Source organism: Gordonia sp. (in: high G+C Gram-positive bacteria), from assembly GCF_012515855.1.
Taxonomy (GTDB): Bacteria; Actinomycetota; Actinomycetes; order Mycobacteriales; family Mycobacteriaceae; genus Gordonia.
The window spans coordinates 1-25445 of the sequence record NZ_JAAYXO010000107.1; the positions used below are offsets into that span (position 1 = coordinate 1).

The window sequence follows — 25445 nt, forward strand, 5'->3', positions numbered from 1 at the left end:
CGCGCAAGACGCACGTGAACGGCGATCAGGTCGACTACCTCGATCTGACCTTCCGCTGCCGCTGGATTGCCGGGGACCCGTATCCGGCCGACGGGGAACTCACCGAGGTCGGCTGGCACCGCATCGACCACCTCGACGACGTCGCCTCCGACGACCTCCGCGAACGGATTCGCCTGGCCGCGACCGGTACCGGGGAGACGGCCTTCCGAAAGAGGTGACCTGCCCCAGAGATCAGCGCAGAAAGGTCGACGCCGCGTCGGCGATGTCGAGCAGCCACTGCGGGAAGATGCCGAGCACGAGGGTGATGGCGGCCGACACCGCGATCGGAATCGACGTCAGCAGACTCGGGGTGACCACGTCGGGGCCGTCGGCTGCCGGTTCGGCGAAGAACATGGCGACGATGACGCGGATGTAGAAGTAGGCGGCGATGGCGCTGCAGACCACACCGACGATCACCAGGGCCCAGGCGCCGTCGTCGCCCGCGGCGCTGAACACGGCGAACTTGGCGATGAATCCGCTGGTCAGCGGGATCCCGGCGAACGCGAGCAGGAACAGCGACATCATCGCGCCGACCAGCGGCCGACGACGCCCGAGACCGGTCCAGGCGTCGAAGTCGGTGGCCTCGCGGCCGGTCTGGTCGCGCACCACCGACAGCAGCGCGAACGCGCCGAACGCAGACACCGCATAGGCGGCCACGTAGAACAGTGTGGCGGCGACGCCCGCCTGACTGATGGTGATGGCTCCGACGAGCGCGAACCCGACGTGGCTCACCGACGAGTACGCCAGCATCCGCTTGATGTCGTGCTGGGTGACAGCCATCAGGGTGGCGATGACCATCGTCGCGATCGCGGCCACCCACAGCGCCGGGCGCCAGTCCGATTGGAGGGACGGGAAGGCCACGTGCAGCACCCGGAGGAGCGCACCGAACGCGGCGACCTTGGTGGCCGACGCCATCAGCGCGGTCACTGGACTGGGAGCGCCCTGATACACGTCGGGCACCCACGACCCGAAGGGGACGGCCCCGACCTTGAAAAGCAGACCGACCGCGATCAACGCGAGGGCCAGCAGGGCGAGCGTGCGGTCGGCAGACCCGCCGAGGTGATTGCCCGCCACCGCTGCGCCGATCTCGCCCAGGTCCAATGAGCCCGTCGCCCCGTAGGCGAAGGACGCTCCGAACAGGAAGACTGCCGACGAGAACGCACCGAGCAGGAAGTACTTGAGCGAGGCCTCCTGCGACAGTAGGCGACGGCGCCGCGCCAGCGCACACAGCAGGTACAGCGGCAGCGACAACACCTCGAGGGCGATGAACATGGTCAGCAGGTCGCCGCACGCGCCGAACAGCATCATGCCGCCGATGGCGAGCAGCGCGAGGGGATAGACCTCCGTGGTGATGGTGCCGGCACGGCCCGCGATGAGCTCGTCCGACGACCCGGGAACGGTGGCTCCGGACGGGGTGAAGGCGTCGGCGGGGAGGTCGGCGTCGTCGACGACGGATCCTTCGGCGTCCTGGCCGGACCCGGTCACCGCTATCCGTGCGCCGGCGGCGGTCCGGACTTCGAGGGGCGCCCACACCCGGTCGAGCCGGCGTTCGCCCATGACGGCCACCGCACCCAGCGACACCACCAGCACCGCACCCTGCAGAAACAGACTCGGCCCGTCGATCACGACCGCACCCGACATCGCATCGGACGCACCGTCGACCTGGTACGAGCGGACGACGAACCCGAGAGCGACCATCGACGCGACCAGACCGGCCGCGGCCAGCGACAACTGGATCAGATAGCGGCGACCGGCGGGAGCGAAGGCCTCGACCAGCACCGACACCACGGCGACGCCGAACACGATCAGCATCGGCGACAGCCGGAAGTAGTCGATGCTCTGGGGGTCCATGGCGAGAGCGGTCATCGGGCCTCCCAGGTGCAGTCGAGTTCAACGGAAGTGTCGTACGCGCGTGTCATCGTGACGCCGTTCAGCGGCTGATACGCGCCTTCGTAGACGACGTGACCGCACAGTGCGCGCTCGGCGCTCTGCTCCACCGCCGGATTGATGTAGTCGAGCGCCAGCCCCGGGAAGAAGCCCAGCACCAGCAACCCGACGATCAACGGCGCGACGACCACCTTCTGCCGCAGGCTCAGGTCGCGGATCTGCGGCTCGGACTGGTCGACGGTGGCGCTCTTGCGGACCGGACCGCCCATCATGCGCTGGTAGGTCCAGAGGATGTAGACCGCCGAGAGCACCAGCGCGATCGACGCGATGATCGCCGCGACCGGGTAGCGGACGAAGGTGCCGATGATCACGAGGAACTCGCTGACGAACGGTGCGAGTCCCGGCAGCGACAGGGTCGCCAGGCCCGCGACCAGGAAGGTCCCCGCCAGGATCGGCGCGATCTTCTGCACGCCGCCGTAGTCCGCGATCAGGGCGCTGCCGCGTTGGCTCACCAAGAATCCCGCGATCAGGAACAGCGCGGCGGTCGAGAGACCGTGGTTCACCATGTACAGCGCCGAGCCCGACTGACCCTGACTGGTGAGCGCGAAGACGCCGAGAACGATGAAGCCGAAGTGCGAGATCGACGTGTAGGCGATCAACCGCATCACGTCGCGCTGTCCGATCGCGCAGACGGCGCCGTAGACGATGCTGACCACGGCGAGCGCCGAGATCCAGGGAGCGAACGTGGCCGAAGCCTCGGGGAACAGACCGACGCAGAAGCGGAGCATGGCGAAGGTTCCGACCTTGTCCATGACGGCCATCATCATCACCGCGGCGGCCGGCGTGGTCGAGACGGCGGCGTCGGGCAGCCACGTGTGCAGCGGCCACAGCGGCGCCTTCACGGCGAACGCGAACAGGAAGCCGAGGAACAGGATGTTGAGGGCGGCGGGCGACGCGTCGAGGCCGCCGGTAGCCGCTGCGGCGGAGAGATCGATGAAGCTGAAGGTGCCGCCGCCGTCGCTCCCGAGATTCGACCGCGCGCTGACCACGTAGACGCCGATCACGGCGGCCAGCATGATGAGTCCGCCGAACAAGTTGTACAGCAGGAACTTGACCGCGGCTCGCGCCCGCACCTTCTCGTCCGCCGGACCGAAACCACCGATGAGGAAGTACATCGGCACCAGCATGGCCTCGAAGAAGATGTAGAACAGCAGGACGTCGGTGGCGACGAAGCTCATCAACACCATCGCCTCGACGGCCAGCATCAACGCCAGATAGATGTGCACCCGTCGCGGACTGCCGGAACCGGGTGTCACGTCGCGCCACCCCGCCAGCAGCAGGATCGGCGTCAACACCACGGTCAGCAGAATCAGCACCAGCCCGATGCCGTCGAGCGCGAGCGAGTAGCGGGCGCCGAACGCCGGGATCCAGCTGACGTCCTCGATGAGTTGGAAGCGACCGTCGCCCGCGGAGAACTGCGTCGCCACGATCACCGCCCACACCACGGTCAGCAGCGAGGCGCCCAGCGCGACATGCTTGGCGTTCTCGGCCCGCGAGGCGGGCATCACCAGAACCACCAGCGACGCGACGGCGGGCAGCAACCAGAGCACCGTGAGCCAGGGCATCGTCATAGCGCGCTCACCACCAGGGTCAGAGCGGCCACCAGGACGGTGCCCGCGAGGATCGAGAGGGCGTACGAGCGGACGAAGCCGTTCTGGCTCTGCCGAGTGACCTCCGACAATCCGGTCACCGCCGTGCCGATGCCCACCGTCGCGCCACTGAGGAGCCGGTCCTCGACGCGGACGAGGCCCGCGGTCAGCAGTTGGCCGGGAGCGGCGACGACGCGTTCGTTGAAGACGTCGCCGTAGAGGTCGGCGCGTGCCGCACGGGTGAGCTCGGAGACGTCGACGGGCGCGGTCTCGGGGACCGGGGCACGACCGTACCGGTTCCACGCGATGCCGACGCCGATGAGGACCACCACCAGCACGACCACCGTGACCGCCCACGCGGGCAGTGGCCCGTGATGCTCGGGCGCGGTTCCGACCACCGGCGCGAGGAAATCGGTCAGCGTGCCGCCGATGGCGAGCAGCCCGCCGGAGAACACCGAGCCGACGGCGAGCGCGATCATCGGGCCGGTCATCGACGGCGGGGCCTCGTGCGGTTTGGCGTCGGGCGCCCAGCGGCGTTCGCCCAGGAACGTCATCACCATGACGCGCGTCATGTAGAACGCGGTGATGCCTGCGCCGACGATCGCGGCCAGACCGAGGAGCCATCCGCGCGCGCCGCCCGACGAGAGGGCTGCCTCGATGATGTGGTCCTTGGAGTAGAAACCGGAGAACGGCGGAATCCCGATGATCGCGAGATAGCCGAAGCCGAAGGTGACGAAGGTGATCGGCATGACCGTCCGGAGTCCGCCGAGACGACGCATGTCGGTCTCGTCGTTCATCGCGTGCATCACCGAACCGGATCCGAGGAACAGTCCGGCCTTGAAGAAGCCGTGGGTCAGCAGGTGCAGGATCGCGACCGCGTAGCCTGCCGGGCCGAGTCCGGCGGCCAACACCATGTAGCCGATCTGGCTCATCGTCGACGCGGCAAGCGCCTTCTTGATGTCGTCCTTGGCGCAACCGACGATGGCGCCGAACAGCAGGGTCACCACGCCGACCACCACGACACCGGTCTGCGCGTGGGGCGCGAGGTTGAAGAGCGGCGCCGACCGCGTGATGAGGTAGACGCCCGCGGTGACCATGGTCGCCGCGTGGATCAGCGCCGACACCGGGGTGGGACCCTCCATCGCGTCGCCCAGCCAGGCCTGCAGCGGAACCTGCGCCGACTTGGCGCAGGCGCCGAGCAACAGCATGAAGCAGATGAACGTCAGGGTGGTCTCGCTCGCGTCCGGCGCCTCCGCGAACACGCTGCCGAAGTCGACGGCGCCGAAGGTGGCGAACATCAGCGCGAGCGCGACCACCATCCCGATGTCGCCGACGCGGTTCATCACGAAGGCCTTCTTGGCGGCTGTCGCGGCTGCGGGCTTGTGCTGCCAGAACCCGATGAGCAGGTAGGAGGCCAGGCCGACGCCTTCCCACCCGAGGTAGAGCCCGAGGTAGCTGTCGGCCAGCACCAGGACCAGCATGGCGGCGACGAACAGGTTGAGGTACGCGAAGAAGCGTCGGCGGGCGGGGTCGTCGGCCATGTACCCGATGGAGTACAGGTGAATCAGCGTGCCGACGACGGTGATGAGCAGGACGAAGCACATAGACAGTTGATCGAGCAGCAGGGTGGCGTCGACGCGGAACGACCCGGCGGAGATCCACTCGTAGGTTCCGGTCCGCACGGCACGGGAGGCGTCGTCGCGGCCGATCATCCCGATCCACATCGCGATGCCCAGCACAGCGGAGGCGCCGGCGAGGGCGGTGGCGAGCAGATGGCCCCAGCGGTCCGTGCGACGTCCGCCGACCAGCAGGATCAGCGCGCCGAGCGCGGGCAATCCGGGAATCAACCAGAGCAGGGTGCTGGTGAGATGGTGGCTCATCGGGTCACCGCCTCAACAGGTTCGCGTTGTCGACCGACGCGGAGCGGCGCGTCCGGAAGATCATCATGATGATCGCCAGTCCGACCACCACCTCGGCTGCGGCGACGACCATCGTGAAGAAGGCGATCACCTGGCCGTCGAGGCTGCCGTGCATGCGCGCGAACGTGACGAACGAGAGGTTGCCCGCGTTGAGCATCAGTTCGATGGACATGAAGACGACGATGGCGTTGCGGCGGATCAGGACGCCCGCGGCGCCGACCGCGAACAGGATCGCGGCCAGGTACAGGTAATTGGCGGGATTCATCGGTGGTCCTCCAACTCCGGATCGGTGGACCCAGCGTCGGCGGCGAGTTCGCGCGCGGTGATCATGGCGTTGACCGACAACGTCGACGGACTGCCGTCCGGTTCCCGGGCGGGGATGTCGACGGCGTTGTGGCGTGCGTACACGCCCGGCGGGGGAAGCGGGGTGGCGTGCGAGCCGCTGGCGAACCGCTCGATCGAGAGCTCGCGCTGGCCCCGTCGCGGACCGAGCCGAGGCCGGTGGGCGAGCACCATCGCGCCGAGCGTGGCGGCGATCAGCAACGCCCCGGTGAGCTCGAACGCCCACAGGTACCGACCGAAGATCAGCTCGGCCAGGGCGCGGATGTTCTCGTTGCCGCCTCCCGGGGCCGATCCGCGGCTGTAGTCGGGGGCGCCGACGAACACGCTGAGGCTCGCGGTGCCGATCGCCGCGACCAGCAGGATCGCGAAGCCGAGGCCCAGACCGAGGGCCGCGAATCGTTGGCCCTTGATGGTCTCGACCAGCGACTCGGACGAGTCGACACCGATCAGCATCAGCACGAACAGGAACAGCATCATCACCGCGCCGGTATAGACCACCACCTGCACAACGCCGAGGAACAGCGCACCCTGGATCACGTAGAACACCGCGAGGATGATCATCGTCATCGCCAGGAACACCGCCGAGTACACGGCCTTCGGGCTCAGTACGACGCCGAGCGCACCGATCACGACGATCGTGCCGAGCACCCAGAAGGTCACCGCCTCGGTCCCCGAGGTGCGGGTGAGCTCCTCGGCCAGGAGCAGGCTCGTCATGCGTCGCCCGCGTTCTGGTCGGACCGGACCCCGGTCCGCAATCCGTCCGGGCCGACCTCACCGCGGTAGTAGTCCTCGGGGCGAGAACCCTCGGCCATCGGGTGCGGCACCGGGGTCATGCCCGGTTCCATCGGCGCCAGCAGCTGATCCTTCTCGTAGATCATCCCGGCCCGCGACGGCCCGGCCATCTCGTAGTCGTTGGTCATGGTGAGGGCGCGTGTGGGACAGGCTTCGATGCAGAGGCCGCAGCCGATGCAGCGCAAGTAGTTGATCTGGTAGACGCGGCCGTACCGTTCGCCGGGCGAGTATCGGCCGTCGTCGGTGTTGTCGGCGCCCTCGACGTAGATCGCGTCCGCGGGGCACGCCCAGGCGCAGAGTTCGCAGCCGATGCACTTCTCGAGGCCGTCGTCGTAGCGGTTGAGCTGGTGGCGGCCGTGGTAGCGGCGCGATGTCGGCTCCTTCTTCTCCGGGTACTCCTCGGTGATCGTCGGACGGAACATGCCGCCGAAGGTGACACCGAAACCGGCCAGGGCCTCCGGGATTCGGAACAGCGACGAGTTGGGCTTGCCGGACTCAGACATGACGGGCCTCCTCGGCAGCGGGTAGGTCGGCGGACTCTTCTGCGGATGTCGGGGTCGCCGCAGCATCGATCGACGGCACCGAGGTCGGGAGCACCTGACCGGGCAGCGGCGGCACCGGGAAGCCGCCCGCCATCGGATCGAACGGTGTCCCGGGTGCGGGCGGGTCGGGCTTCGGGGCCGGAGCTCCGCCGACGGTCACGCGCTTGATCGCCACGAGGAGGACAGCCGTCACCACCAGGCCCGCGGCGGCCAGGACCAGACTCGACGTCCAGTCCGACGCCCCGCGCGTGGCCTGCCGGATCACCGCGACCACCATCACCCAGACCAAGGCGAACGGGATCAGGACCTTCCATCCGAGACCCATGAACTGGTCGTAGCGAAGGCGCGGCAGGGTGGTGCGCAGCCAGATGAAGACGAAGAGGAAAGCCCACATCTTCGCGGTGAACCAGAGCAGCGGCCACCAACCGGAGTTGGCGCCGTCCCAGATCGAGAGGGGCCACGGCGCCTGCCAGCCGCCGAGAAAGAGCGTGGTGGCGAGCGCCGACACCGTGGCCATGTTGATGTACTCGGCGAGCATGAACATCGCGAACTTCAGCGACGAGTACTCGGTGTGGAATCCGCCGACCAGTTCGCCTTCGGCTTCGGGAAGGTCGAAGGGCGCGCGGTTGGTCTCGCCGACCATTGAGATCGCGTAGATCACGAACGACGGCAGCAGGAGCAGGATGTACCAGTGGTGCACCTGCGCGGCGACGGTCTCGGACGTCGACATGGTGGTAGAGAGCAGGAAGACGGCGGCGAACGACAATCCCATGGCGATCTCGTACGAGATCACCTGGGCCGTGGATCGCAGTCCGCCCAGCAGCGGGTATGTGGAGCCGGACGACCACCCGGCCAGCACGATTCCGTAGACGCCGATCGAGGCGAGCGCGAGCACGTAGAGCACCCCGACCGGTAGGTCGGTCAGCTGCAGCGGCGTCCAATGCCCGAAGACGGAGACCTCCGGACCCATCGGGATCACCGCGAACGCCATCACGGCGGGCACCACCGAGATGACCGGTGCCAGGAAGTACAGCACCTTGTCGACGCCGAACGGCGTGATCCCCTCCTTGAGAGCGAGCTTGACGCCGTCGGCCAGTGACTGCAACGCCCCGTGCCAGCCCACTCGGTTGGGACCGATCCGGTACTGCATGCGCGCCATGATCTTGCGTTCGGCGAGGATCCCCACCAGGACGGTCAGCACCAGGAACACGAAGATCAGGATCGACTTGGCGAGCACGAGCCACCAGGCGTCGTGGCCGAAGCTCGACAGATCGGGGAATGCGGTCTGTGCCTGCGTCGAGTCAATCATTCTCACGGCCCCCGTTCGCGGCCGCGGGCTCGATGGTGACCAGCGCGCCCGGTGCCACGTTGAGCATCGGGCACACCCGGGATCCCGGGGAGTTCATCGGCAGCCAGACCACCCGGTCGGGCATCTCGGTGATCGTCAACGGCAGATCGATCGCAGCGTGATCGGCGCGGACCCCGACGCGGTCGCCGTCGGCCACACCGATCTCGCGGGCGGTGGCCGCGGACAGGCGGACGGTTGCGGGGTGCGCCGTGCCCGCCAGGTTCGGTTCGCCGTCCTGCATCCGGCCGAAGTCGAGCAGCATCCGCCACGACGCGAGCACCGCTTGGCCCTTCGCCGGCGTCGGGAGGTCGGGGAGGCCCGCCGGGCCGAGCTCCTGCCGCTCGCCCTGCCAGCCGCCGATGGCGGCGAACTCGGCATGGATGGTCGCGGCGTCGTTGCAGCGGAGGTCGACGCCCATCTCGGCCGCAAGCGCGTGGAGCACGCGGTGGTCGGAGACGGGTAGTGCGCCGCCGTCACCCTGTGCGGGCGGCAGCGCGACGTCGAAGGGCCGCGGACGCCCCTCCCAGTCGACGAAGGTGCCTGCCTTCTCGGCGACCGCGGCCACTGGGAACACCACGTCGGCTCGCACGGAGACGGCACTGCGTCGCAGTTCCAGGCTGATCACGAAGTCGGCGGCATCGAGAGCCCGATGGGCTGCCGCGGGGTCCGGCAGGTCGTCGAACTCGACGCCGCCGACGACTATGGCCGAGAGATCGCCCGAGGTCAGGGCGTCGAGCATGGCCGCGGTTCCGCGGCCGGGGGTCGCGGGTGGACGCGAGCCCCACACGGCGGCGAGGTCGCCGCGCGCCCGATCCGACGAGAGCGGCCGGCCGGCTGGGAGCAGATTGGGGGCGGCCCCCACGTCGAGGGCACCGCGCTCGCCTGCCCGGCGGGGGACCCACGCCAGATGTGCACCCGTCGCCGCGGCGAGATCGGCCGCGGCGGACAACGCGCCGGGGAAGGCGGCGAGGCGTTCGCCGACCAGCAGCACGGCACCGGGCTCGGCCAGCAGGCGGTGCACGCGCTCCTCGCGGAGCACGGCCGCCTCGTGGCCGGGAACGCACGGCAGGAGCGAGCCGTCGAGCTTGGTGACGCCGGGACTGGCCCACGCGGCGATCGCGTACACCCGCTGTCGGCGGTGTCGCACAGCCTTCCGGAGACGAAGGAACAGCATCGGGCATTCCTCTTCGGGCTCCAGACCGGCCATCACGACCGTCGGTGCATGCTCGAGTTCGGTGTAGGTGAGTCCGATGCCGCTGCCCGCGACGTGCGCGGCCAAGAAGTCGGCTTCTTCGGCCGAGTGCGAACGGACCCGGAAGTCGACGTCGTTGCTGGCCAGAGCCACGCGAGCGAACTTGCCGTATGCGTAGGCGTCTTCGACGGTGGCGCGCCCGCCGATCAGCACGCCGGTGCGTCCGCGGGCCGCGGCGAGTCCGCGGGCCGCGACGGCGAGCGCGTGCGACCACGCGGCCTCGTGCAGTTCGCCGTCGTCGCCGCGGACCAGCGGCGCGGTGACGCGATCGGGACGGGTGGCGTAGGTGAACGCCCATCGACCCTTGTCGCAGTTCCATTCTTCGTTGACCTCGGGATCGTCGCCGGCCATGCGGCGGAGCACCTGGCCGCGCCGGTGATCGGTGCGCTGGGCGCAGCCGCCCGCGCAGTGCTCGCAGACGCTCGGCGACGAGATCAGGTCGAACGGCCGCGACCGGAAGCGGTACGCGGTGCCGGTGAGGGCGCCCACCGGGCAGATCTGCACGGTGTTTCCGGAGAAATAGGAGTCGAAGGGCTCGTCGGAGGTGGTGCTGACCTGCTGTCGTGCGCCGCGCTCGGCGAGCTCGATCAGCGGGTCGCCCGCGATCTCGTCGGCGAAGCGAGTGCAGCGGGCACACGAGATGCACCGCTCGCGGTCGAGCAGGATCCCGGTCGAGAGTGGTACCGGTTTGGTGAAGATCCGTTTGACGCCGCCGTACCGGGACTGCGGACGCCCGGCCGTCATCGCCTGGTTCTGCAGGGGACATTCGCCGCCCTTGTCGCAGGTGGGGCAGTCGAGCGGGTGGTTGATCAGCAGCAGCTCCATCACGCCCTCTTGCGCGCGATCGGCGGTGGCGGATGTGCGTTGCGTCCGAACGACCATGCCCTCGGTCGCGACGATGGTGCACGACGCCATCGGCTTGCGCTGGCCTTCCACATCGACCAGGCACTGGCGGCACGCGCCCGCGGGGGCCAGCAGCGGATGGTCGCAGAAGCGGGGGATCTCGATGCCGACCGTTTCGGCCGCCCGAATCACCAGCGTGCCCTTGGGTACGGAGACCTCGACGTCGTCGATCGTGAGCGTCACCTTGTCAGCGGGGGCGGGACCATCAGGCGTCGAGTTCTTGGGTGCGGTCACTGTGTGCCCCCTTCTCCGAAGACGGTGGCCTTCGACGGGTCGAACGGGCAGCCGCCCGGATGCCCGTCGCCCGGAAAGTGGGCCAGGTACTCGTCGCGGAAGTGCTCGATGGAGCTGCGGATCGGCACTCCCGACGCATCGCCGAGCGCACAGAACGAGTTGCCCACCACGCTGTCGGTGATGTCGAGGATCTTGGTGAGGTCGTCCTCGGTGGCGTCGCCGGCTTCCAGGCGGCGCATGATCTGCACCATCCAGTAGGTGCCCTCCCGGCACGGGGTGCACTTGCCGCACGACTCGTGTGCGTAGAACTCCGCCCATCGCAGAACCGCGCGGACCACGCAGACCGAGTCGTCGAAGATCTGGAGGGCCTTGGTGCCGAGCATCGACCCCGCGGCGCCGACTCCCTCGTAATCGAGGGGGACGTCCAGGTGCTCGGCGGTGAACATCGGGGTCGACGATCCGCCCGGGGTCCAGAACTTCAGGGTGTGACCGGGGCGGATGCCGCCCGCGCGGTCGAGGAGTTCGCGCAGGGTGACTCCCAGCGGCGCCTCGTACTGGCCCGGCCGCACCACGTGGCCCGACAGCGAGTACATCGTGTACCCGGCGGATTTCTCGGTCCCGAACCGGCCGAACCACTCGGCGCCGTTGCGCAGGATGGCTGGAACGCTCGCGATGGATTCCACGTTGTTGACCACCGTCGGGCTGGCATACAGACCGGCGACGGCGGGGAACGGCGGACGCAGGCGCGGCTGTCCGCGCCGACCTTCCAGCGAGTCCAGCAGTGCGGTCTCCTCGCCGCAGATGTAGGCGCCTGCGCCGGCGTGGACGACGAGCTCGAGGGCGAACCCCGAACCGAGGACGTCGGCGCCGAGCAGGCCGGCGTCGTACGCCTCGGCGACCGCGTGGCGCAACCGACGGACCACCCCGGCCACCTCGCCGCGGACGTAGATGAAGGCGTGCGAGGCGCGGATGGCGTAGGCGGCGATGACGACGCCTTCGATCAGCATGTGCGGGGAGGCCAGCATCAGCGGCATGTCCTTGCACGTCCCGGGCTCGGACTCGTCGGCGTTGACCACCAGGTAGTGGGGCGTGCCGTCGCCCCCAGGTGCTGCGCCCTGCGGAATGAACGACCACTTGGTGCCGACAGGGAAGCCCGCGCCGCCGCGGCCGCGCAGTCCGGATTCCTTGACCTGGGCGATCACGTCGTCCGGGGTCATGCGGAGGGCGGCCTTGAGCCCCTGGTACCCCTTCTGGGCGACGTAGTTGCGGAGCGTCCATGACTCGGGCTCGCCCCAGTGTCGAGACAGGATCGGCAGTTCGGCGGGTTCGGGGGTCGACGACGGCAGGCTGATGGCGATCACGGCTGCTCCTCCTCGACGCCTGCCAGCAGGCGGGCGGCCTGACGGAACGTGCAGAGGCTCGACGGCCCGCGGGTGGGCGCGGGCGGATTTCCTGCCCGGAGGTCGTCGATCAGCGCCTTGACCGAGTCCGGCGTCTGATTGTCGAAGAACTCCCAGTTCACCATCACCACCGGAGCGAAGTCGCACGCCGCGTTGCACTCCACGCGATCGACGGTCACAACGCCGTCGTCGGTGGTGCCGCCCGGCGCGATGCCGAGCGAGTCGGTGAGGTCGGAGAGGATCGCGTCGCCGCCCATCACCGCGCACAGGGCATTGGTGCAGACCCCGACGAAGTAGTCGCCGGTCGGCTGCCTCCGATACATCGTGTAGAAGGTGGCCACCGAGCCGACCTGGGCGGTCGACAGGCCGAGCTGCTGTGCGCAGAACGCGACGCCCGCACGCGTCAGGTAGCCGTCATGGCTCTGCACCAGGTGCAGCAGCGGCAGGAGCGCAGACCGGGACTGCGGATACTTCGCGATGATCGTCGCGGCCTCGGCGGCCAGAGCCGCGGCGGTGTCGTCGGGGTAGTGCAGGGGGCCGTCGAACTCGATCGGCTCGATCGGGACGCCCGCGGTGAACGTCGGGGGCGGAGTGCGGTCCGACGCGACGCTCGGCAGGTCGACGAAAACGGGCTCGTTCATCGGTCGACCCCTCCCATCACCGGATCGATGCTGGCCACCGCGGTGATGACGTCGGCGACCAGGCCGCCCTCGCACATCGCGGCGACCGCCTGCAGGTTGGTGAACGACGGATCGCGGAAGTGGACCCGATAGGGGCGGGTGCCGCCGTCGGAGACCAGGTGGACCCCGAGCTCGCCGCGGGGCGACTCGATCGCCACATAGCACTGACCCGCGGGCACGCGCATCCCCTCGGTGACGAGCTTGAAGTGGTGGATGAGCGATTCCATCGACATGCCCATGATCTCGGCGATGTGCTCGGGCGAGTTGCCCATGCCGTCCGGTCCGACCGCCAGGTCAGCCGGCCACGCCAGCTTGCGGTCGGCCACCATCACCGGGCCGGGCTCCAGCGCGTCGAGGCACTGTCGCACGATGCGGATCGACTGCTTCATCTCTTCCACGCGGATCAGATAGCGGCCGTAGGAGTCGCATGCGGTGTCCGTGATGACGTCGAACTCGTAGTTCTCGTAGCCGCAGTACGGATCGGACTTGCGGAGGTCGTAGGGGAGGCCGGTGGACCGCAGGACGGGCCCGGTGATCCCGAGCGCCATGCAGCCGGTGAGGTCGAGGTAGCCGACGCCCTGGGTGCGCGCCCGCCAGATGTAGTTCTCGGTCAGCAGCGCCTCGACCTCGGCGATCTGGCCGGGCAGGGCGTCCAGGACGTCGGAGATCTTCTGTTCCGCGCCTTCGGGGAGGTCCTGCGCGAGGCCGCCGGGACGGATGAAGGCGTGGTTCATCCGCAGACCGGTGATGTCTTCGAAGAGGTCGAGGATCGTCTCGCGGGCGCCGAACCCCAAGAACATCGGGGTGACCGCGCCGAGCTCCATGCCGCCGGTTGCCAATGCCACCAGGTGCGAGCTGATCCGGTTGAGCTCCATCAGCAGCACGCGGATCACCGAGGCGCGTTTCGGGATGTCGTCGGTGATGCCGAGGAGCTTCTCCACCGCCAGGCAGTAGGCGGTCTCGTTGAAGAACGGCGACAGGTAGTCCATCCGCGTCACGAACGCGACGCCCTGCGTCCACGTCCGGAATTCGAGGTTCTTCTCGATGCCGGTGTGGAGGTAGCCGATGCCGCAGCGGGCTTCGGTGACGGTCTCGCCGTCGATCTCGAGGATCAGCCGCAGCACCCCGTGGGTGGACGGGTGCTGGGGGCCCATGTTGACGACGATTCGCTCGTCGTCGGGGCCGGACGCGGCGCGCTCGCGGACCGCGGCGACGACCTCGTCCCAGTCGCGACCGCTGGCGGTGAAGGTGGTCTGGCCGGGCATCAGTTGTACCTCCTCCGCTGCTCGGGTGGCGCGATGGTGGCGCCCTTGTACTGCACCGGAATGCCGCCGAGCGGGTAGTCCTTGCGCTGCGGGTGGCCTTCCCAGTCGTCGGGCATCTCGATGCGCGTGAGCGACGGATGCCCGTCGAAGACGATGCCGAAGAAGTCGTAGGTCTCGCGCTCGTGCCAGTCGTTGGTCGGGTACACCGGCAGCAGGGTGCTCAGATGCGGATCGGAGTCCGGGACCGCGACCTCCAACCGAATCCGACGGTTGTGGGTGATCGAGCGCAACGGGTACACCGCGTGCAGCTCGCGACCGGTCTCCTCGGGGTAGTGCACTCCGCTGACGCCGAGACACAGTTCGAAGCGCAGCGCGGGCTCGTCGCGCAGGGTGGCGGCGACCAGCAGCAGATGGGCGCGGTCGACGAAGACGGTGAGGTCGCCGCGGTCGACCAGCACCTTCTCGACAGCGGCATCGACGCTGACCCCGCGCCGGACCAGACCCGCCTCGAGTTCGTCGATCACCTCGTCGAAGTAGCCGCCGAACGGGCGGTCGGTGCTGCCGGGCATCGCGATCGGAGCCACCAGACCGCCGTACCCCGACGTGTCGCCGGTGCCCTCGGCGCCGAACAAGCCGCGTCGGGTGCCGATGACATCGTGATCGCCACCGGTGCGGGAGACGTCGCGGCTCATCGCAGCAGTCCCTTCAGTTCGAGGGTCGCCGGCGCCGACAGCGCTGCCGCCTCGACCGCGCGAATGGCCTCGTCGCGGTGGACGCCGAGTGGCATCTGCTGGATCTGCTCGTGGAGTTTGAGGATCGCGTTCAGCAGCATCTCCGGCCGCGGGGGACATCCGGGGAGGTAGATGTCGACAGGCACCACGTGGTCGACGCCCTGGACCACCGCGTAGTTGTTGAACATGCCGCCCGACGACGCGCACACGCCCATCGCGAGGACCCACTTCGGTTCGGCCATCTAGTCGTAGATCTGCCGGAGCACCGGGGCCATCTTCTGGCTCACCCGCCCGGCGACGATCATCAGGTCGGCCTGCCGCGGCGACGCGCGGAAGGCCTCCATGCCGAACCGGGCGAGGTCGTAGCGGCCCGCGGTGGTCGCCATCATCTCGATGGCGCAGCAGGCCAGACCGAAGGTCGCGGGCCACAGAGATCCCTTGCGCATGTAGCCGGCGAGGCCTTCGACGGTGCTCAACAGGAAACCGCCGGGCAACTGCTCCTCGAGTCCCATGACCGTGCCTCCTTACGTTCGTTTGTTTCGGTCGCACGGGCCAGTTCCGGTCCGGACCGGAGGGGTCGTGCGATGTGCGGCCGGGGTGGTCGGCCGTCGGTATTCGGTTGACGGGTTCGGCGTTGGGCGGCTCAGTCCCAGCGGAGTCCTCCGCGGCGCCACTCGTAGGCGTAGGCGACGGAGACGTTGACGATGAAGAGGGCCACGGCCAGCAGCCCGAACCAGCCGAGGCTGTCCGAGGCCACCGCCCACGGATAGAGGAAGACGATCTCGATGTCGAAGATGATGAACAGCATCGCGGTCAGGTAGTACTTCACCGGGAACCGCTGGACCAGGCCCGCGCTCGGAGGCAGGGTCTCGATGCCGCACTCGTAGGCCTCGAGCTTCGCTCGGTTGTATCGGCGAGGGCCGACGACGGAGGCGAGGACGACAGAGACGAGCGCGAACGCCAGCGCAATCGCGCCGAGCACCAGGATCGGTCCGTAGGCATTCATTCCCCGCAGCGCCTCCTCTTCCTCGAACGAGTCTGAGACGGGTGTCACGGCTCGCGTGAAGCTGTGACCTGATGCACACCCTACTCACGTAAACGCGTGGGCTGTGGGACTTCTCGGTGAAGTCACGGGTCGTCTGCTGATGTCAGCGAGTCGGTGTCAGGCGCCGACTCGTTCGAAGACGGCGGCGAGTCCCTGGCCGCCGCCGATGCACATGGTCTCCAGACCGTATCGGGCATCGCGCCGGACGAGTTCGCGCGCCAGGGTGGCCAGCATGCGGCCGCCGGTGGCGCCGACGGGGTGGCCGAGCGAGATCCCCGACCCGTGAACATTGGTCCGCTCGAAGTCCGCGTCGGTGAACTTCCACTCGCGCGTCACCGCGAGGGCCTGGGCGGCGAACGCCTCGTTGAGCTCGATGAGGTCGATGTCGGTGAGCGACAGATCTGCCTTGGCGAGTGCGGCGGCGGTGGCGGGCACCGGGCCGATGCCCATGACCTTCGGTTCAACGCCTGCGACGGCCCAGGAGACCAACCGGACCAGCGGCGTGAGACCGAGTTCGGCAGCCTTCTCCGGCGTGGTCACGATGCACATCGACGCGGCGTCGTTCTGTCCGCTGGCGTTGCCCGCGGTGACGGTGGCCTCGGGGTCCTGCTTGCCGAGGATCGGACGCAGGCGCGAGAGTCCGTCGAGATCGGTGTCGGCTCGCGGATGCTCGTCGGTGTCGATGACGCGGTCGCCGCGGCGGTCGGAGACCGTCACCGGGATGATCTCTTCGGCGAGCGCGCCGCTGCGCTGGGCCGCGACGGCGCGACGATGTGACTCGACAGCCAGTTGGTCCTGCTCCTGGCGGGAGATCCCGTACTCGCGGCGCAGGTTCTCGGCGGTCTCGATCATGCCGCCGGGAACGGGGTAGTACCGTCCGCCCGCGGTCGATCGTGCGCGGACCAGGCCGTCGTGCACGGTGACGCCACCGCGGGCCCCGCCCCAGCGCATGTCGGTGGAGTAGAACGCGGCGTTGCTCATCGACTCGGTGCCGCCGGCGACGACGACGTCGTTGTCGCCGAGGACCACCTGCATCGCAGCTTGGATCACGGCCTGCAGTCCCGAACCGCACCGGCGGTCGATGTGCATTCCGGGGACGGTGACCGGCAGCCCGGCGTCGAGCGCGACCACCCGTCCGATCGCCGGCGCCTCACTGTTGCCGTTGCAGTGTCCGAGGATCACGTCGCCGATCTCCTCCGGGGCGACGCCGGTCCGATCCATCAGGCCGCGCAGGGCGGTGACCCCGAGGTCCACGGCGGTGATGTCGCGGAACATCCCGCCGTAACGGCCGATGGGGGTGCGGACGGGTTCGCAAATGACTGCTTCACGCATGGGTGGGTGCCTTTCAGAGTGCGTCACTCAGCGGTGACGAGGGTGCGGAGTTTATTCTCCGATCTTGCCGGTGCTGTGGCGGGGCGGCGACGCCACCGTGGTGTGCGAGGAACTTTCCGGGCTTCCCGAGATCGAGATGTAGCGACGATCGGGATATAACGGCAACAGTGCATCGGGTCGAACGGACGGCCCTTCCCCTTCGTAAGGACAATTGCCGTGACGCGACTCGCGCAGACCCCCGACCTCACCGAATTTCAACGCGACGTGCTCGCGGCCGTCCGGTCGTTCGTCGACAAGGAGATCATCCCGAACGCGCAGGAATTGGAGCACACCGACACCTACCCGCAAGAGATCGTCGACCAGATGGCGCAGATGGGGCTGTTCGGCCTGATGATCCCCACCGAGTACGGCGGGCTCGGTGAATCGCTGCTGACCTACGCGCTGTGCGTGGAAGAACTGGCGCGCGGGTGGATGAGCGTCTCCGGCGTCATCAACACGCACTTCATCACCGCGTACATGATCCGTCAGCACGGGACCGAGGAGCAGAAGCAGCGCTTTCTGCCGCGCATGGCCACCGGCGAGGTTCGCGGCGCCTTCTCGATGTCCGAGCCGGAACTCGGCTCCGACGTCGCGGCCATTCGGACCCGCGCCACACGCGACGGTGACGACTACGTGATCAACGGGCAGAAGATGTGGCTCACCAACGGCGGCACGTCGACCCTGGTGGCCGCACTGGTGAAGACCGACGAGGGTGCCGACAAGCCTCACCGAAACCTCACGACGTTCCTGGTGGAGAAGCCCGCGGGGTTCGGCGAGGTGGTTCCTGGCGTCACCATCCCCGGAAAGATCGAGAAGATGGGCTACAAGGGGATCGACACCACGGAGTTGATCTTCGACGGCTACCGCGCCCCGGCCACCGACATCCTCGGCGGCGAGCCGGGCAAGGGCTTCGGCCACATGATGGACGGCGTCGAGGTGGGGCGCGTCAACGTCTCCGCGCGCGCCTGCGGCCTGGCCCTGCGCAGCTTCGAGCTCGCGGCCCGCTACGCGCAGCAGCGGCAGACTTTCGGCAAGCCGATCGTCGACCACCAGGCGATCTCGTTCAAGCTCGCCGAGATGGCCACCAAGGTGGAGGCCGCCCATCTGATGATGGTGAACGCGGCGCGACTCAAGGACTCCGGTGACCGGAACGACGTCGCCGCGGGCATGGCCAAGTACCTCGCCAGCGAGTACTGCGCGGAAGTGACCCAGGAGAGCTTCCGCATCCACGGCGGCTACGGCTACTCCAAGGAGTACGAGATCGAACGCCTGATGCGCGAGGCGCCGTTCCTGCTCATCGGCGAGGGCACCAGCGAGATCCAGAAGACCATCATCAGCAAGGGCGTGCTCCGCAGTTACGGGCTGTGACCTGTGCCGGGGTGATTCATGCCCTGGCCACTGAGACTGGCGCTGTCAGCAGGCCGATCGCGGCGTCAATCAGATTGATCACCCAGGCGGTGTCGGCGTCGGAGAATGCCCCTTCGTGGTCGGCGATGGTGCGGATGGACATGTTGATGAGCATCGACAGGCGATCTTCGATCATGTCTGCGGGCAGACTATCCAGCGAGGCGCGGATGCCGGCCCAAGTCTCCCGCAAACTGCTCGCCGAGTCCCGGCCAAGCCCTCGGCGGCGTCGAGGATCGGCCAACAGCTGGGCACAGAAGCGGGCATAGTGGCTGTCCGGGGTGTTGTCGGTGGCCAGCGGCAGAATGAACGCTTCGACGTACTCGCGCAGATCCGGCTCTCGCCCCTGTAGCTCGACGGCGTCGAGCATGCGTCGACGGTGTTCGTTGATCCGCTGCATCCGGAACTCCAGGATGGCGGTCAGGAGATGCTCTTTGTCGCCGAAGTGGTACTGAACCACGCCGCTGTTACGCTGACCGGCCTCGGCGCCGACCTCGCGCAACGAGACAGCGTCGACTCCGCGTTCGCTGAACAGTCGCTCGGCCGTGACGATGATGCGCTCGGACGTGCTGATGCGCACTGCGTTCTTCGTGTTCGACGACGGCATGGCAGTCCTTCCTTCTCTCGTGAATCATTGCAGAAGCTGCACATGTACCGACGAGGAGGAGTGGGGGAGCTGAGAGGCGAGATTGTCACGAGTGTCGCAATCACGAAGCAGTTGGCTCCGCTCGGATCGTTCGGACCAAGCGTGAGTTGCTCGCGTACGAGCAACTCTTCACCTGAGCAGGTCGACCACGGTTCGGGGGAGTTCCAGCGGGTCGATGGGGAGGGCGGCGGTCGCGTCGGCGCGCGACCAGTCGGCCAACCAGCGGTCGGCCCGCCGTGCGATCAGGACCAGTAGCGGCGGGCACGGCTCGTACTCGTCGCGAATCTGTTTCGCCAGACCCATGCCGCCGACCGGTGCGGCCTCGCCGTCCAGAATCGCGAGGTCGACGGTCCGCTCGTCGAGGTGCGCGAGGACCGTCGGCGCGGTCGCCACTTCGATCAGCTGCAGGTCGGGCAGGTCGGGGTGGAGTTGCTCGTCGAGAGTCCCGAGCACTTGTCGCCGGGTGCCGGGGTTGTCGGAGTACACCAGCACGCGCAGCGTGACGCGATCTTCGGCGGGGGAACGGTCGTCGCGGCTCACACCTGTGACCCTAGTTGTCGGGCGCTCCGGTTCGGGCGCGTTCGCGGTCTTCGATGGCCCGGCGAACCCGTGCGGCACCGGCTTCCACGGCCGCGGTCAGCGATGCGCCGTGGAGCTGGGCGGCGACCAGCGTCGCGGTGAACGTGTCGCCGAGACCCTTGGCCCCGGTGGGGATCTCTCGGCCGGCGACCACCGAGTCGGTGGTCGTGCCGACGACGAGGTTGGTGATCTCGCCGTCACCGGTTCGGACTCCGGTCACGATCGCCGACGCGTCGTCGGACGCGAGGAGCGTCCGAGCGCGAACGACGGTGGTACTGATGTCCGACGGCGCGACATCGCTTGCGTCGTCATCACCCGCGGTGAGATGCGCGAGTTCGAACAGATTCGGCGTGACGACGGTGGCGAGCGGGACCAACCGTTCGCGGAGCGCGGGTGCTACCGCGGGATCGGTGTAGAAGCCGACGTCGGCGTCGCCGAACGTCGGATCCAGCACGAGGGGCGGCCTGGCGGCCGGGTCCAGACCGAGGTACCAGTCGGCGATGGCGTGCGCCTGCGACGGTGCCGCCAGGTAGCCGACCGCCACCGCGCGTAGCGAACGCAGCGCACCAGCCGCGGTGAGGTCGCGCAACGACGCGGTGATCCAATCGGCGGAGACGTCGATCGCCTGAACCGACCGATAGTGCGGCAGGTTGCTCAGCACGATCGTCGGAATCGCCGCACATCGGATTCCGGCTTCGGCGTACACCGGCAAGCCCGCGTTCAGTCCCACCGACCCGAAGGCCAGGTGCGAGCCGAAGACCACGACCTCAGCCGGTCGTGGGTCGAGCTCGAAGCCTTGCGCGTCGTCGGTGACGAAGAGACCGGGGCCGGGGGTGGTGGCGTCGGGACTCAACGCTTTCTCGCTGTCATTTCTGACATCTTTGCAGGCTGACAGGCGTCGAGGTAATCGGCGATGGCAGCCGGCCCCCAGGCGTGCGATTCGGTCAGACCCGCGCCGATCATTGCCAGATACGGTGGCGTCGGCGCGACGTGGGGAACCTCGTCGATGTCGTGCGGGGCGGTGAACGTGAGGATCGGGGAGCCGTCACGTGTCCCGACGCGCAGCAGTCGGGAGTACAGGCCGACGCCGCACTGATGGAAGGCGTCGTCGGCGGCAAGGACGCTCGGATCGAGCACTGCCTTCTCCACCGCGCTGAGCGGCGTGGGCTCGCGGTCCATCTCCTGCATCGCGATGTCGGCGAACTGCTCCACGGTCACCAAATAGGCCCGCGCCGGGGTGGGACCGGGCCTGCGGTGGTCGTAGAAGGCCATGCCGCCGCCCCAGGTGGCGGACTGCTGCGCGAAGTAGATCCGGCCGGGAAGCGTCAGAGCCACGCTGTCTGCGGGCGGCGTGGTGTCGCGTGCGCCGGGGTAGGTGCGACGACCGCCCTCGGGTCGGCCGCCGGCGAGATAGCAGTTCAGCCGCTCCGAGCAGAGGTTGGAGCCGTAGCTCGCGTACCAGACCTGTCCCGTGCTCATGGTCTTCGAGGGTAGTCACCCGAACCGGCGGTGCCGACCTCACATTCTCCGCTCCGTCCGCGACTGCTCTATGAATGGTGACAGGGAGAGGTGATCGAGATGACACGACGACACGCGGTGGTGCCGACCGAGTTGGGCGAACTGACGATGGTGGCCGACGGCGACAGGCTGGCGGCGATCTACTTCCCGGCCCACTGGCACCTGCCGCCGGAGTCCGACTACGGCGAGGCGACCACGCCCGACGACCCGCTGTTCGTCCGCACCGCGCGGGAACTGGACGAGTACACGGCGGGCGAGCGACGCGCCTTCGACATCCCCATCGTCACCAACGGCGACGACTTCTCGGAGAAGGTCTGGGCCCTGCTACTCGAGATTCCCTACGGGACCACCACCACCTACGGCGCACTCGCCACCCGACTCGGCAATCCCCGGCTCGCCCAGCGCGTCGGGCAGTGCGTCGGCCACAACCCGATCAGCGTCATCATCCCGTGCCACCGGGTGATCGGCGCGGACGGATCGTTGACGGGCTATGCCGGCGGCCTCGACCGCAAGCGGCGGCTGCTGGAGATCGAAGAGCCGCCCGAAGTCGCGGCATCACGACTGTTCTGACCGCGGACCTCACAGTCGACGCACGCGGCGCGTCTACCGTGTGATGACCATGAGAGAACCGTTCGAGCGAGCCGTCGACCGTCACGGCGCCACCGTGCTGCGGGTGTGCCGCGCGGTGTTGGGGCCGGGCGCCGACGCCGACGACGCGTGGTCGGAGACCTTCCTCGCCGCGTTGACGGCCTGGCCGACACTCGACGACGAGACGAACGTCGAAGCGTGGCTGGTGCGCGTGGCGCAGCGGAAGGCGATCGACGTGGTGCGGGGCCGGGCACGGCGGGCCGTCCCGACCGACCACCTGCCCGACGGCCCGACCCGGCAGCGGTTGCCCGGCGACGACGACGCCGACCTCTGGGACGCCGTCGGGCAACTCCCGGAACGACAACGGCTCGCCGTCGCCTACCACTACCTCGGACATCTCACACACGCGGAGACCGCCGAGCTGATCGGCGGTACCCCGGCAGCGGTGCGCCGCGCCGCCGCCGACGGCATCAAGAAGCTGCGAACCAGGTACTCCCAGGAAGGGGCCATCCGATGACCGACCAGACCGAACTCTTCCCGGTGTCAGACGCCGACCTCTCGCGACTACGTGACCGGCTTGCCGCAGCAGCGGACCGTCGCGGGCTCCTCGACATCGCCTACCGCGTCGTCGACAGCCCGATCGGTCCGTTGCTGCTGGCCGCAACCGACCGGGGGCTGGTGCGCGTCGCGTTCGAGTCCGAGGGCTTCGACGCCGTTCTCGACACCCTCGCGACCAAGGTGAGTCCCAGTATTCTGTCGGCGCCGGCCCGGCTGGACCCGATCGCGGTCCAACTCGACGACTACTTCGCACACAGGCGGCAGCGCTTCGACGTGCCGTTGGACTTCCGCCTCTCGTCCGGGTTCCGGCAGATCGTTCAGCAGTACCTGCCCACCATCGGCTACGGGCACACGCAGTCGTACCGGGAGGTGGCCGAATCGGTCGGCAATCCGAACGCGGTGCGTGCGGTCGGATCGGCGTGCGCCACCAATCCGCTGCCCGTTGTCGTGCCGTGTCACCGGGTGCTGCGATCGGACGGATCGCTCGGCGGCTACCTCGGCGGCCTCGCGGCCAAGACTGCGCTCCTCGACCTCGAAGGCGTCGCATGAACTCCCTGTTCGACGACGTCGATCTCGGGCTGCCCGGTCCGGACCTCCCGGACGGGGCCGCGCACGTCCCCGGCTGGCTCACCTCGATGCAGCAGCGGTGGCTCGTCGACCAGTTCCGACGGTGGGCCGCAGGTCCGGTGCCCGCTCACTCGCCGATGCTCGGGCAGCACCCCATGAGCGTGCGCACCGTCTGTCTCGGCTGGCACTGGCGGCCGTACGCCTATTCGCGCGAGGCCGTCGACGTGAACGGTCGGCGCGTCCTGGACTTTCCGGACTGGATGGTGCGACTCGGCAGACGGGCGCTGGCCGAGATCGACGATCCGCACGCCGCCGACTACACGCCGGACACCGCGATCGTGAACTACTACGACACTGCCGCGAAGATGGGCATGCACCAGGACCGCGACGAAAGGTCCCCGGCGCCGGTGGTCTCGCTCTCGATCGGCGACACCGCGTGCTTCCGGTTCGGGAACACCGAGACCCGCGGTCGGCCCTACCGGGATCTCGACCTGCACTCCGGTGATCTCTTCGTCTTCGGCGGCCCGTCACGCCTGGCGTTCCACGGTGTGCCGAAGATCTACCCCGGCACCGCGCCGCACGACTGTGGGCTCGGCACCGGTCGCATCAACATCACCATGCGGGTCACCGGCCTCGACGACCATCCGATCTGACCCCGGACCCGGTAGGAAAGAGATATGGCATCCGCTTTCGAACCGCCCCAGCCGAGCAATGGCCTGGTGATCGGTGACGACGGACTCGCGCGTCCGGCGTGGGCGAGCGTCGACCCGATGCTGCGCCACTACTACGACACCGAGTGGGGGATGCCGGTCCGCGACGAGCGGGGCATGTTCGAGCGACTCACCCTCGAGGCCTTTCAATCGGGGCTGTCGTGGGCCATCATCCTGCGCAAACGATCGGCGTTCCGCGCCGCGTTCGACGATTTCGCCCCGGACGCGGTGGCCCGCTACGGCGACGCCGACGTCGAGCGCCTGATGAACGATGCGGGGATCGTCCGCAACCGCGCCAAGATTCGCGCCGCCATCACCAATGCGGCGGCCACCGTCGCCTTGCGCGACGGCGGGGGTCTCGCCGAGTTCGTGTGGGGTTTCCAGCCCTCGGCGACGCCGCGGCCGACGACGATGACGGAGATCCCGACTCAGTCTGCGGAATCGGCGGCGCTCGCCAAGGCGCTGCGGAAGGCGGGCTTCTCGTTCGTCGGTCCCACCACCATGTTCGCCCTGATGGAGGCGGTGGGGATCGTCGACACCCACGTGGTGGGCTCGCATCGCCGCGGCACGTCCGGTGTCTGGTCGGAATGAGCCGCATTCGGATCGACGCGAACGGCCGGTTCGACCACCGTGCGGCACTCGCGGTTCTGGCCGCGCACCGCACCGACGGCGTCGAACGGGTCGACGACCACGGCATCAGCCGACTGCTGACCGTCGGGGGCGACGACCACTCGGTGACGGCGGCTCTCGACGAGGGCGGTGTCACCGTGACGGTCGACACCGCAGACACCGGGGTGCACGCGGTCCTCATCGCCCGGATCCGCCACTGGTTCGATCTCGACGCGGATCTCGACGCGGTGGCCGCGGTCCTGGCTGCCGAACCGGTGTTCGCCGAGCACTTCGAGCAACGACCCGGGCTGCGCATAACTCGGTGCGCCGATGCGTTCGAAGCGACGGTGGAAACCGTCCTGGGGCAGCAGGTCACGTTGACCGCGGCCCGCCTGTTCGACGCGCGACTGGTCGCGGCTTACGGGACGGACGGTCCGGCAGGTCTGCGTCGGTTCCCTCGACCGGCAGACCTGATCGCCCTGCCGACAGACCACCTTCGCGCCACCTTGCGGACCACGCGCGCTCGGGCTCGGACGGTCCAGGAGGTCGCGCACTTCTTCCTCGATCGAGAAGCGGGCGGACCGTTGCCGGCTCGCGCCGAACTCGGGGCCCTGTACGGAATCGGCCCGTGGACCCTCGACTATCTCGCGATCCGAGCAGGTTCCGATGTCGACGTGTTCCCGGCGGACGATGCCGTGCTGCGCCGCATGAGACTCGCGCATGGCATCGATGAGGGTGCCGTCGAACGATGGCGGCCCGTCAGAAGCTACGCCGCCGTCCGACTGTGGGCGGTGGCCGGCCAGACTCGACCGACAAGTACGCTCAAGCGGCATTCGTCGTAATTCGGCGACGATGCTGAAGGGACAC

Annotated in this window: 25 protein-coding genes and 2 pseudogenes; 8 read left to right on the forward strand and 19 right to left on the reverse strand. The window is 68.6% G+C overall.

All coding sequences use genetic code 11. From position 1 onward, the window contains the following. Positions 1-218, forward strand: a pseudogene (locus GX543_RS07835) (NTP pyrophosphohydrolase); the annotation flags it as partial. Between the two features lie 13 nt (positions 219-231). Here GX543_RS07835 and nuoN read toward each other — a convergent pair. The 15 genes and pseudogenes from nuoN to GX543_RS07910 all read right to left on the reverse strand — a co-directional run bounded on the left by nuoN (position 232) and on the right by GX543_RS07910 (position 17360). Further along, positions 232-1905, reverse strand: a complete 1674-nt coding sequence (nuoN, locus tag GX543_RS07840) for an NADH-quinone oxidoreductase subunit NuoN (protein WP_290851089.1) — start codon at positions 1903-1905, stop codon at positions 232-234. Next, positions 1902-3557 (reverse strand): NADH-quinone oxidoreductase subunit M, encoded by a 1656-nt coding sequence (locus GX543_RS07845; RefSeq protein ID WP_290851090.1) that lies wholly within the window; start codon positions 3555-3557, stop codon positions 1902-1904. Before GX543_RS07845 ends, nuoN begins: the two co-directional genes overlap by 4 nt. Next, positions 3554-5455, reverse strand: a complete 1902-nt coding sequence (gene nuoL, locus GX543_RS07850) for an NADH-quinone oxidoreductase subunit L (RefSeq protein ID WP_290851091.1) — start codon at positions 5453-5455, stop codon at positions 3554-3556. Before nuoL ends, GX543_RS07845 begins: the two co-directional genes overlap by 4 nt. Positions 5456-5459: 4 nt before the next feature. Beyond that, positions 5460-5759 carry an NADH-quinone oxidoreductase subunit NuoK gene (nuoK, locus tag GX543_RS07855; RefSeq protein ID WP_290851092.1) on the reverse strand — a complete coding sequence of 100 codons (300 nt, stop codon included), beginning with the start codon at positions 5757-5759 and terminating at the stop codon, positions 5460-5462. Further along, entirely contained in the window at positions 5756-6550 is a 795-nt protein-coding gene (locus GX543_RS07860; RefSeq protein ID WP_290851093.1) for an NADH-quinone oxidoreductase subunit J, read from the reverse strand. Before GX543_RS07860 ends, nuoK begins: the two co-directional genes overlap by 4 nt. Beyond that, the gene (gene nuoI / locus GX543_RS07865) at positions 6547-7131 is read right to left on the reverse strand and encodes an NADH-quinone oxidoreductase subunit NuoI (RefSeq protein WP_290851094.1); all 585 of its coding nucleotides are present in this window, start codon (positions 7129-7131) and stop codon (positions 6547-6549) included. Before nuoI ends, GX543_RS07860 begins: the two co-directional genes overlap by 4 nt. Continuing rightward, positions 7124-8479 carry an NADH-quinone oxidoreductase subunit NuoH gene (gene nuoH, locus GX543_RS07870; protein ID WP_290851095.1) on the reverse strand — a complete coding sequence of 452 codons (1356 nt, stop codon included), beginning with the start codon at positions 8477-8479 and terminating at the stop codon, positions 7124-7126. The genes nuoI and nuoH overlap by 8 nt, the downstream gene beginning before the upstream one ends. Continuing rightward, positions 8472-10907, reverse strand: a complete 2436-nt coding sequence (locus GX543_RS07875; RefSeq protein ID WP_290851096.1) for an NADH-quinone oxidoreductase subunit G — start codon at positions 10905-10907, stop codon at positions 8472-8474. The genes nuoH and GX543_RS07875 overlap by 8 nt, the downstream gene beginning before the upstream one ends. Then, complete coding sequence (gene nuoF, locus GX543_RS07880) at positions 10904-12268, reverse strand: NADH-quinone oxidoreductase subunit NuoF (protein WP_290851097.1); 1365 nt, start codon at positions 12266-12268, stop codon at positions 10904-10906. The genes GX543_RS07875 and nuoF overlap by 4 nt, the downstream gene beginning before the upstream one ends. Then, positions 12265-12948, reverse strand: a complete 684-nt coding sequence (gene nuoE, locus GX543_RS07885; protein WP_290851098.1) for an NADH-quinone oxidoreductase subunit NuoE — start codon at positions 12946-12948, stop codon at positions 12265-12267. The genes nuoF and nuoE overlap by 4 nt, the downstream gene beginning before the upstream one ends. Then, on the reverse strand, positions 12945-14252 hold the full coding sequence (nuoD, locus tag GX543_RS07890) for an NADH dehydrogenase (quinone) subunit D (RefSeq protein ID WP_290851099.1): 1308 nt from the start codon (positions 14250-14252) through the stop codon (positions 12945-12947). The genes nuoE and nuoD overlap by 4 nt, the downstream gene beginning before the upstream one ends. Further along, the gene (locus GX543_RS07895; protein ID WP_290851100.1) at positions 14252-14944 is read right to left on the reverse strand and encodes an NADH-quinone oxidoreductase subunit C; all 693 of its coding nucleotides are present in this window, start codon (positions 14942-14944) and stop codon (positions 14252-14254) included. Before GX543_RS07895 ends, nuoD begins: the two co-directional genes overlap by 1 nt. After that, positions 14941-15495, reverse strand: a pseudogene (locus tag GX543_RS07900) (NADH-quinone oxidoreductase subunit B family protein). The gene GX543_RS07895 and the pseudogene GX543_RS07900 overlap by 4 nt, the downstream one beginning before the upstream one ends. Before the next feature lie 131 nt (positions 15496-15626). After that, on the reverse strand, positions 15627-15989 hold the full coding sequence (locus GX543_RS07905) for an NADH-quinone oxidoreductase subunit A (RefSeq protein ID WP_290851129.1): 363 nt from the start codon (positions 15987-15989) through the stop codon (positions 15627-15629). Between the two features lie 156 nt (positions 15990-16145). After that, on the reverse strand, positions 16146-17360 hold the full coding sequence (locus GX543_RS07910; protein WP_290851101.1) for an acetyl-CoA C-acetyltransferase: 1215 nt from the start codon (positions 17358-17360) through the stop codon (positions 16146-16148). 216 nt (positions 17361-17576) lie between these two features. Between GX543_RS07910 and GX543_RS07915 the strand changes: the two genes are divergently transcribed. Beyond that, complete coding sequence (locus tag GX543_RS07915) at positions 17577-18767, forward strand: acyl-CoA dehydrogenase family protein (RefSeq protein ID WP_290851102.1); 1191 nt, start codon at positions 17577-17579, stop codon at positions 18765-18767. Positions 18768-18783: 16 nt separating this feature from the next. On the opposite strand, the gene GX543_RS07920 is transcribed toward GX543_RS07915, so the two are convergent. The 4 genes from GX543_RS07920 to GX543_RS07935 form a co-directional block, all read right to left on the reverse strand. Beyond that, positions 18784-19410, reverse strand: coding sequence for a TetR/AcrR family transcriptional regulator (locus tag GX543_RS07920; protein ID WP_290851103.1), 627 nt, complete (start codon positions 19408-19410; stop codon positions 18784-18786). Positions 19411-19578: 168 nt separating this feature from the next. Further along, on the reverse strand, positions 19579-19989 hold the full coding sequence (locus GX543_RS07925; RefSeq protein WP_290851104.1) for a hypothetical protein: 411 nt from the start codon (positions 19987-19989) through the stop codon (positions 19579-19581). Between the two features lie 10 nt (positions 19990-19999). Further along, a complete protein-coding gene (locus GX543_RS07930; RefSeq protein WP_290851105.1) occupies positions 20000-20881 on the reverse strand; it encodes a bifunctional hydroxymethylpyrimidine kinase/phosphomethylpyrimidine kinase in 882 nt (293 codons plus the stop codon). Further along, complete coding sequence (locus GX543_RS07935) at positions 20878-21507, reverse strand: histone deacetylase (protein WP_290851106.1); 630 nt, start codon at positions 21505-21507, stop codon at positions 20878-20880. Before GX543_RS07935 ends, GX543_RS07930 begins: the two co-directional genes overlap by 4 nt. Positions 21508-21606: 99 nt before the next feature. Between GX543_RS07935 and GX543_RS07940 the strand changes: the two genes are divergently transcribed. From GX543_RS07940 to GX543_RS07965, 6 genes are read left to right on the forward strand one after another with little or no spacing between them, the layout of a single operon-like run. Next, positions 21607-22116: a methylated-DNA--[protein]-cysteine S-methyltransferase gene (locus GX543_RS07940; protein ID WP_290851107.1), complete on the forward strand. Its 510-nt coding sequence runs from the start codon at positions 21607-21609 to the stop codon at positions 22114-22116. 49 nt (positions 22117-22165) lie between these two features. Beyond that, the gene (locus GX543_RS07945; protein ID WP_290851108.1) at positions 22166-22651 is read left to right on the forward strand and encodes a sigma-70 family RNA polymerase sigma factor; all 486 of its coding nucleotides are present in this window, start codon (positions 22166-22168) and stop codon (positions 22649-22651) included. Then, on the forward strand, positions 22648-23241 hold the full coding sequence (locus GX543_RS07950; RefSeq protein WP_290851109.1) for a methylated-DNA--[protein]-cysteine S-methyltransferase: 594 nt from the start codon (positions 22648-22650) through the stop codon (positions 23239-23241). The genes GX543_RS07945 and GX543_RS07950 overlap by 4 nt, the downstream gene beginning before the upstream one ends. Continuing rightward, complete coding sequence (locus tag GX543_RS07955) at positions 23238-23912, forward strand: alpha-ketoglutarate-dependent dioxygenase AlkB (protein WP_290851110.1); 675 nt, start codon at positions 23238-23240, stop codon at positions 23910-23912. The genes GX543_RS07950 and GX543_RS07955 overlap by 4 nt, the downstream gene beginning before the upstream one ends. Positions 23913-23936: 24 nt before the next feature. Beyond that, on the forward strand, positions 23937-24560 hold the full coding sequence (locus GX543_RS07960) for a DNA-3-methyladenine glycosylase I (protein ID WP_290851111.1): 624 nt from the start codon (positions 23937-23939) through the stop codon (positions 24558-24560). Next, on the forward strand, positions 24557-25420 hold the full coding sequence (locus GX543_RS07965; protein WP_290851112.1) for an AlkA N-terminal domain-containing protein: 864 nt from the start codon (positions 24557-24559) through the stop codon (positions 25418-25420). Before GX543_RS07960 ends, GX543_RS07965 begins: the two co-directional genes overlap by 4 nt. Positions 25421-25445: the final 25 nt, after the last annotated feature.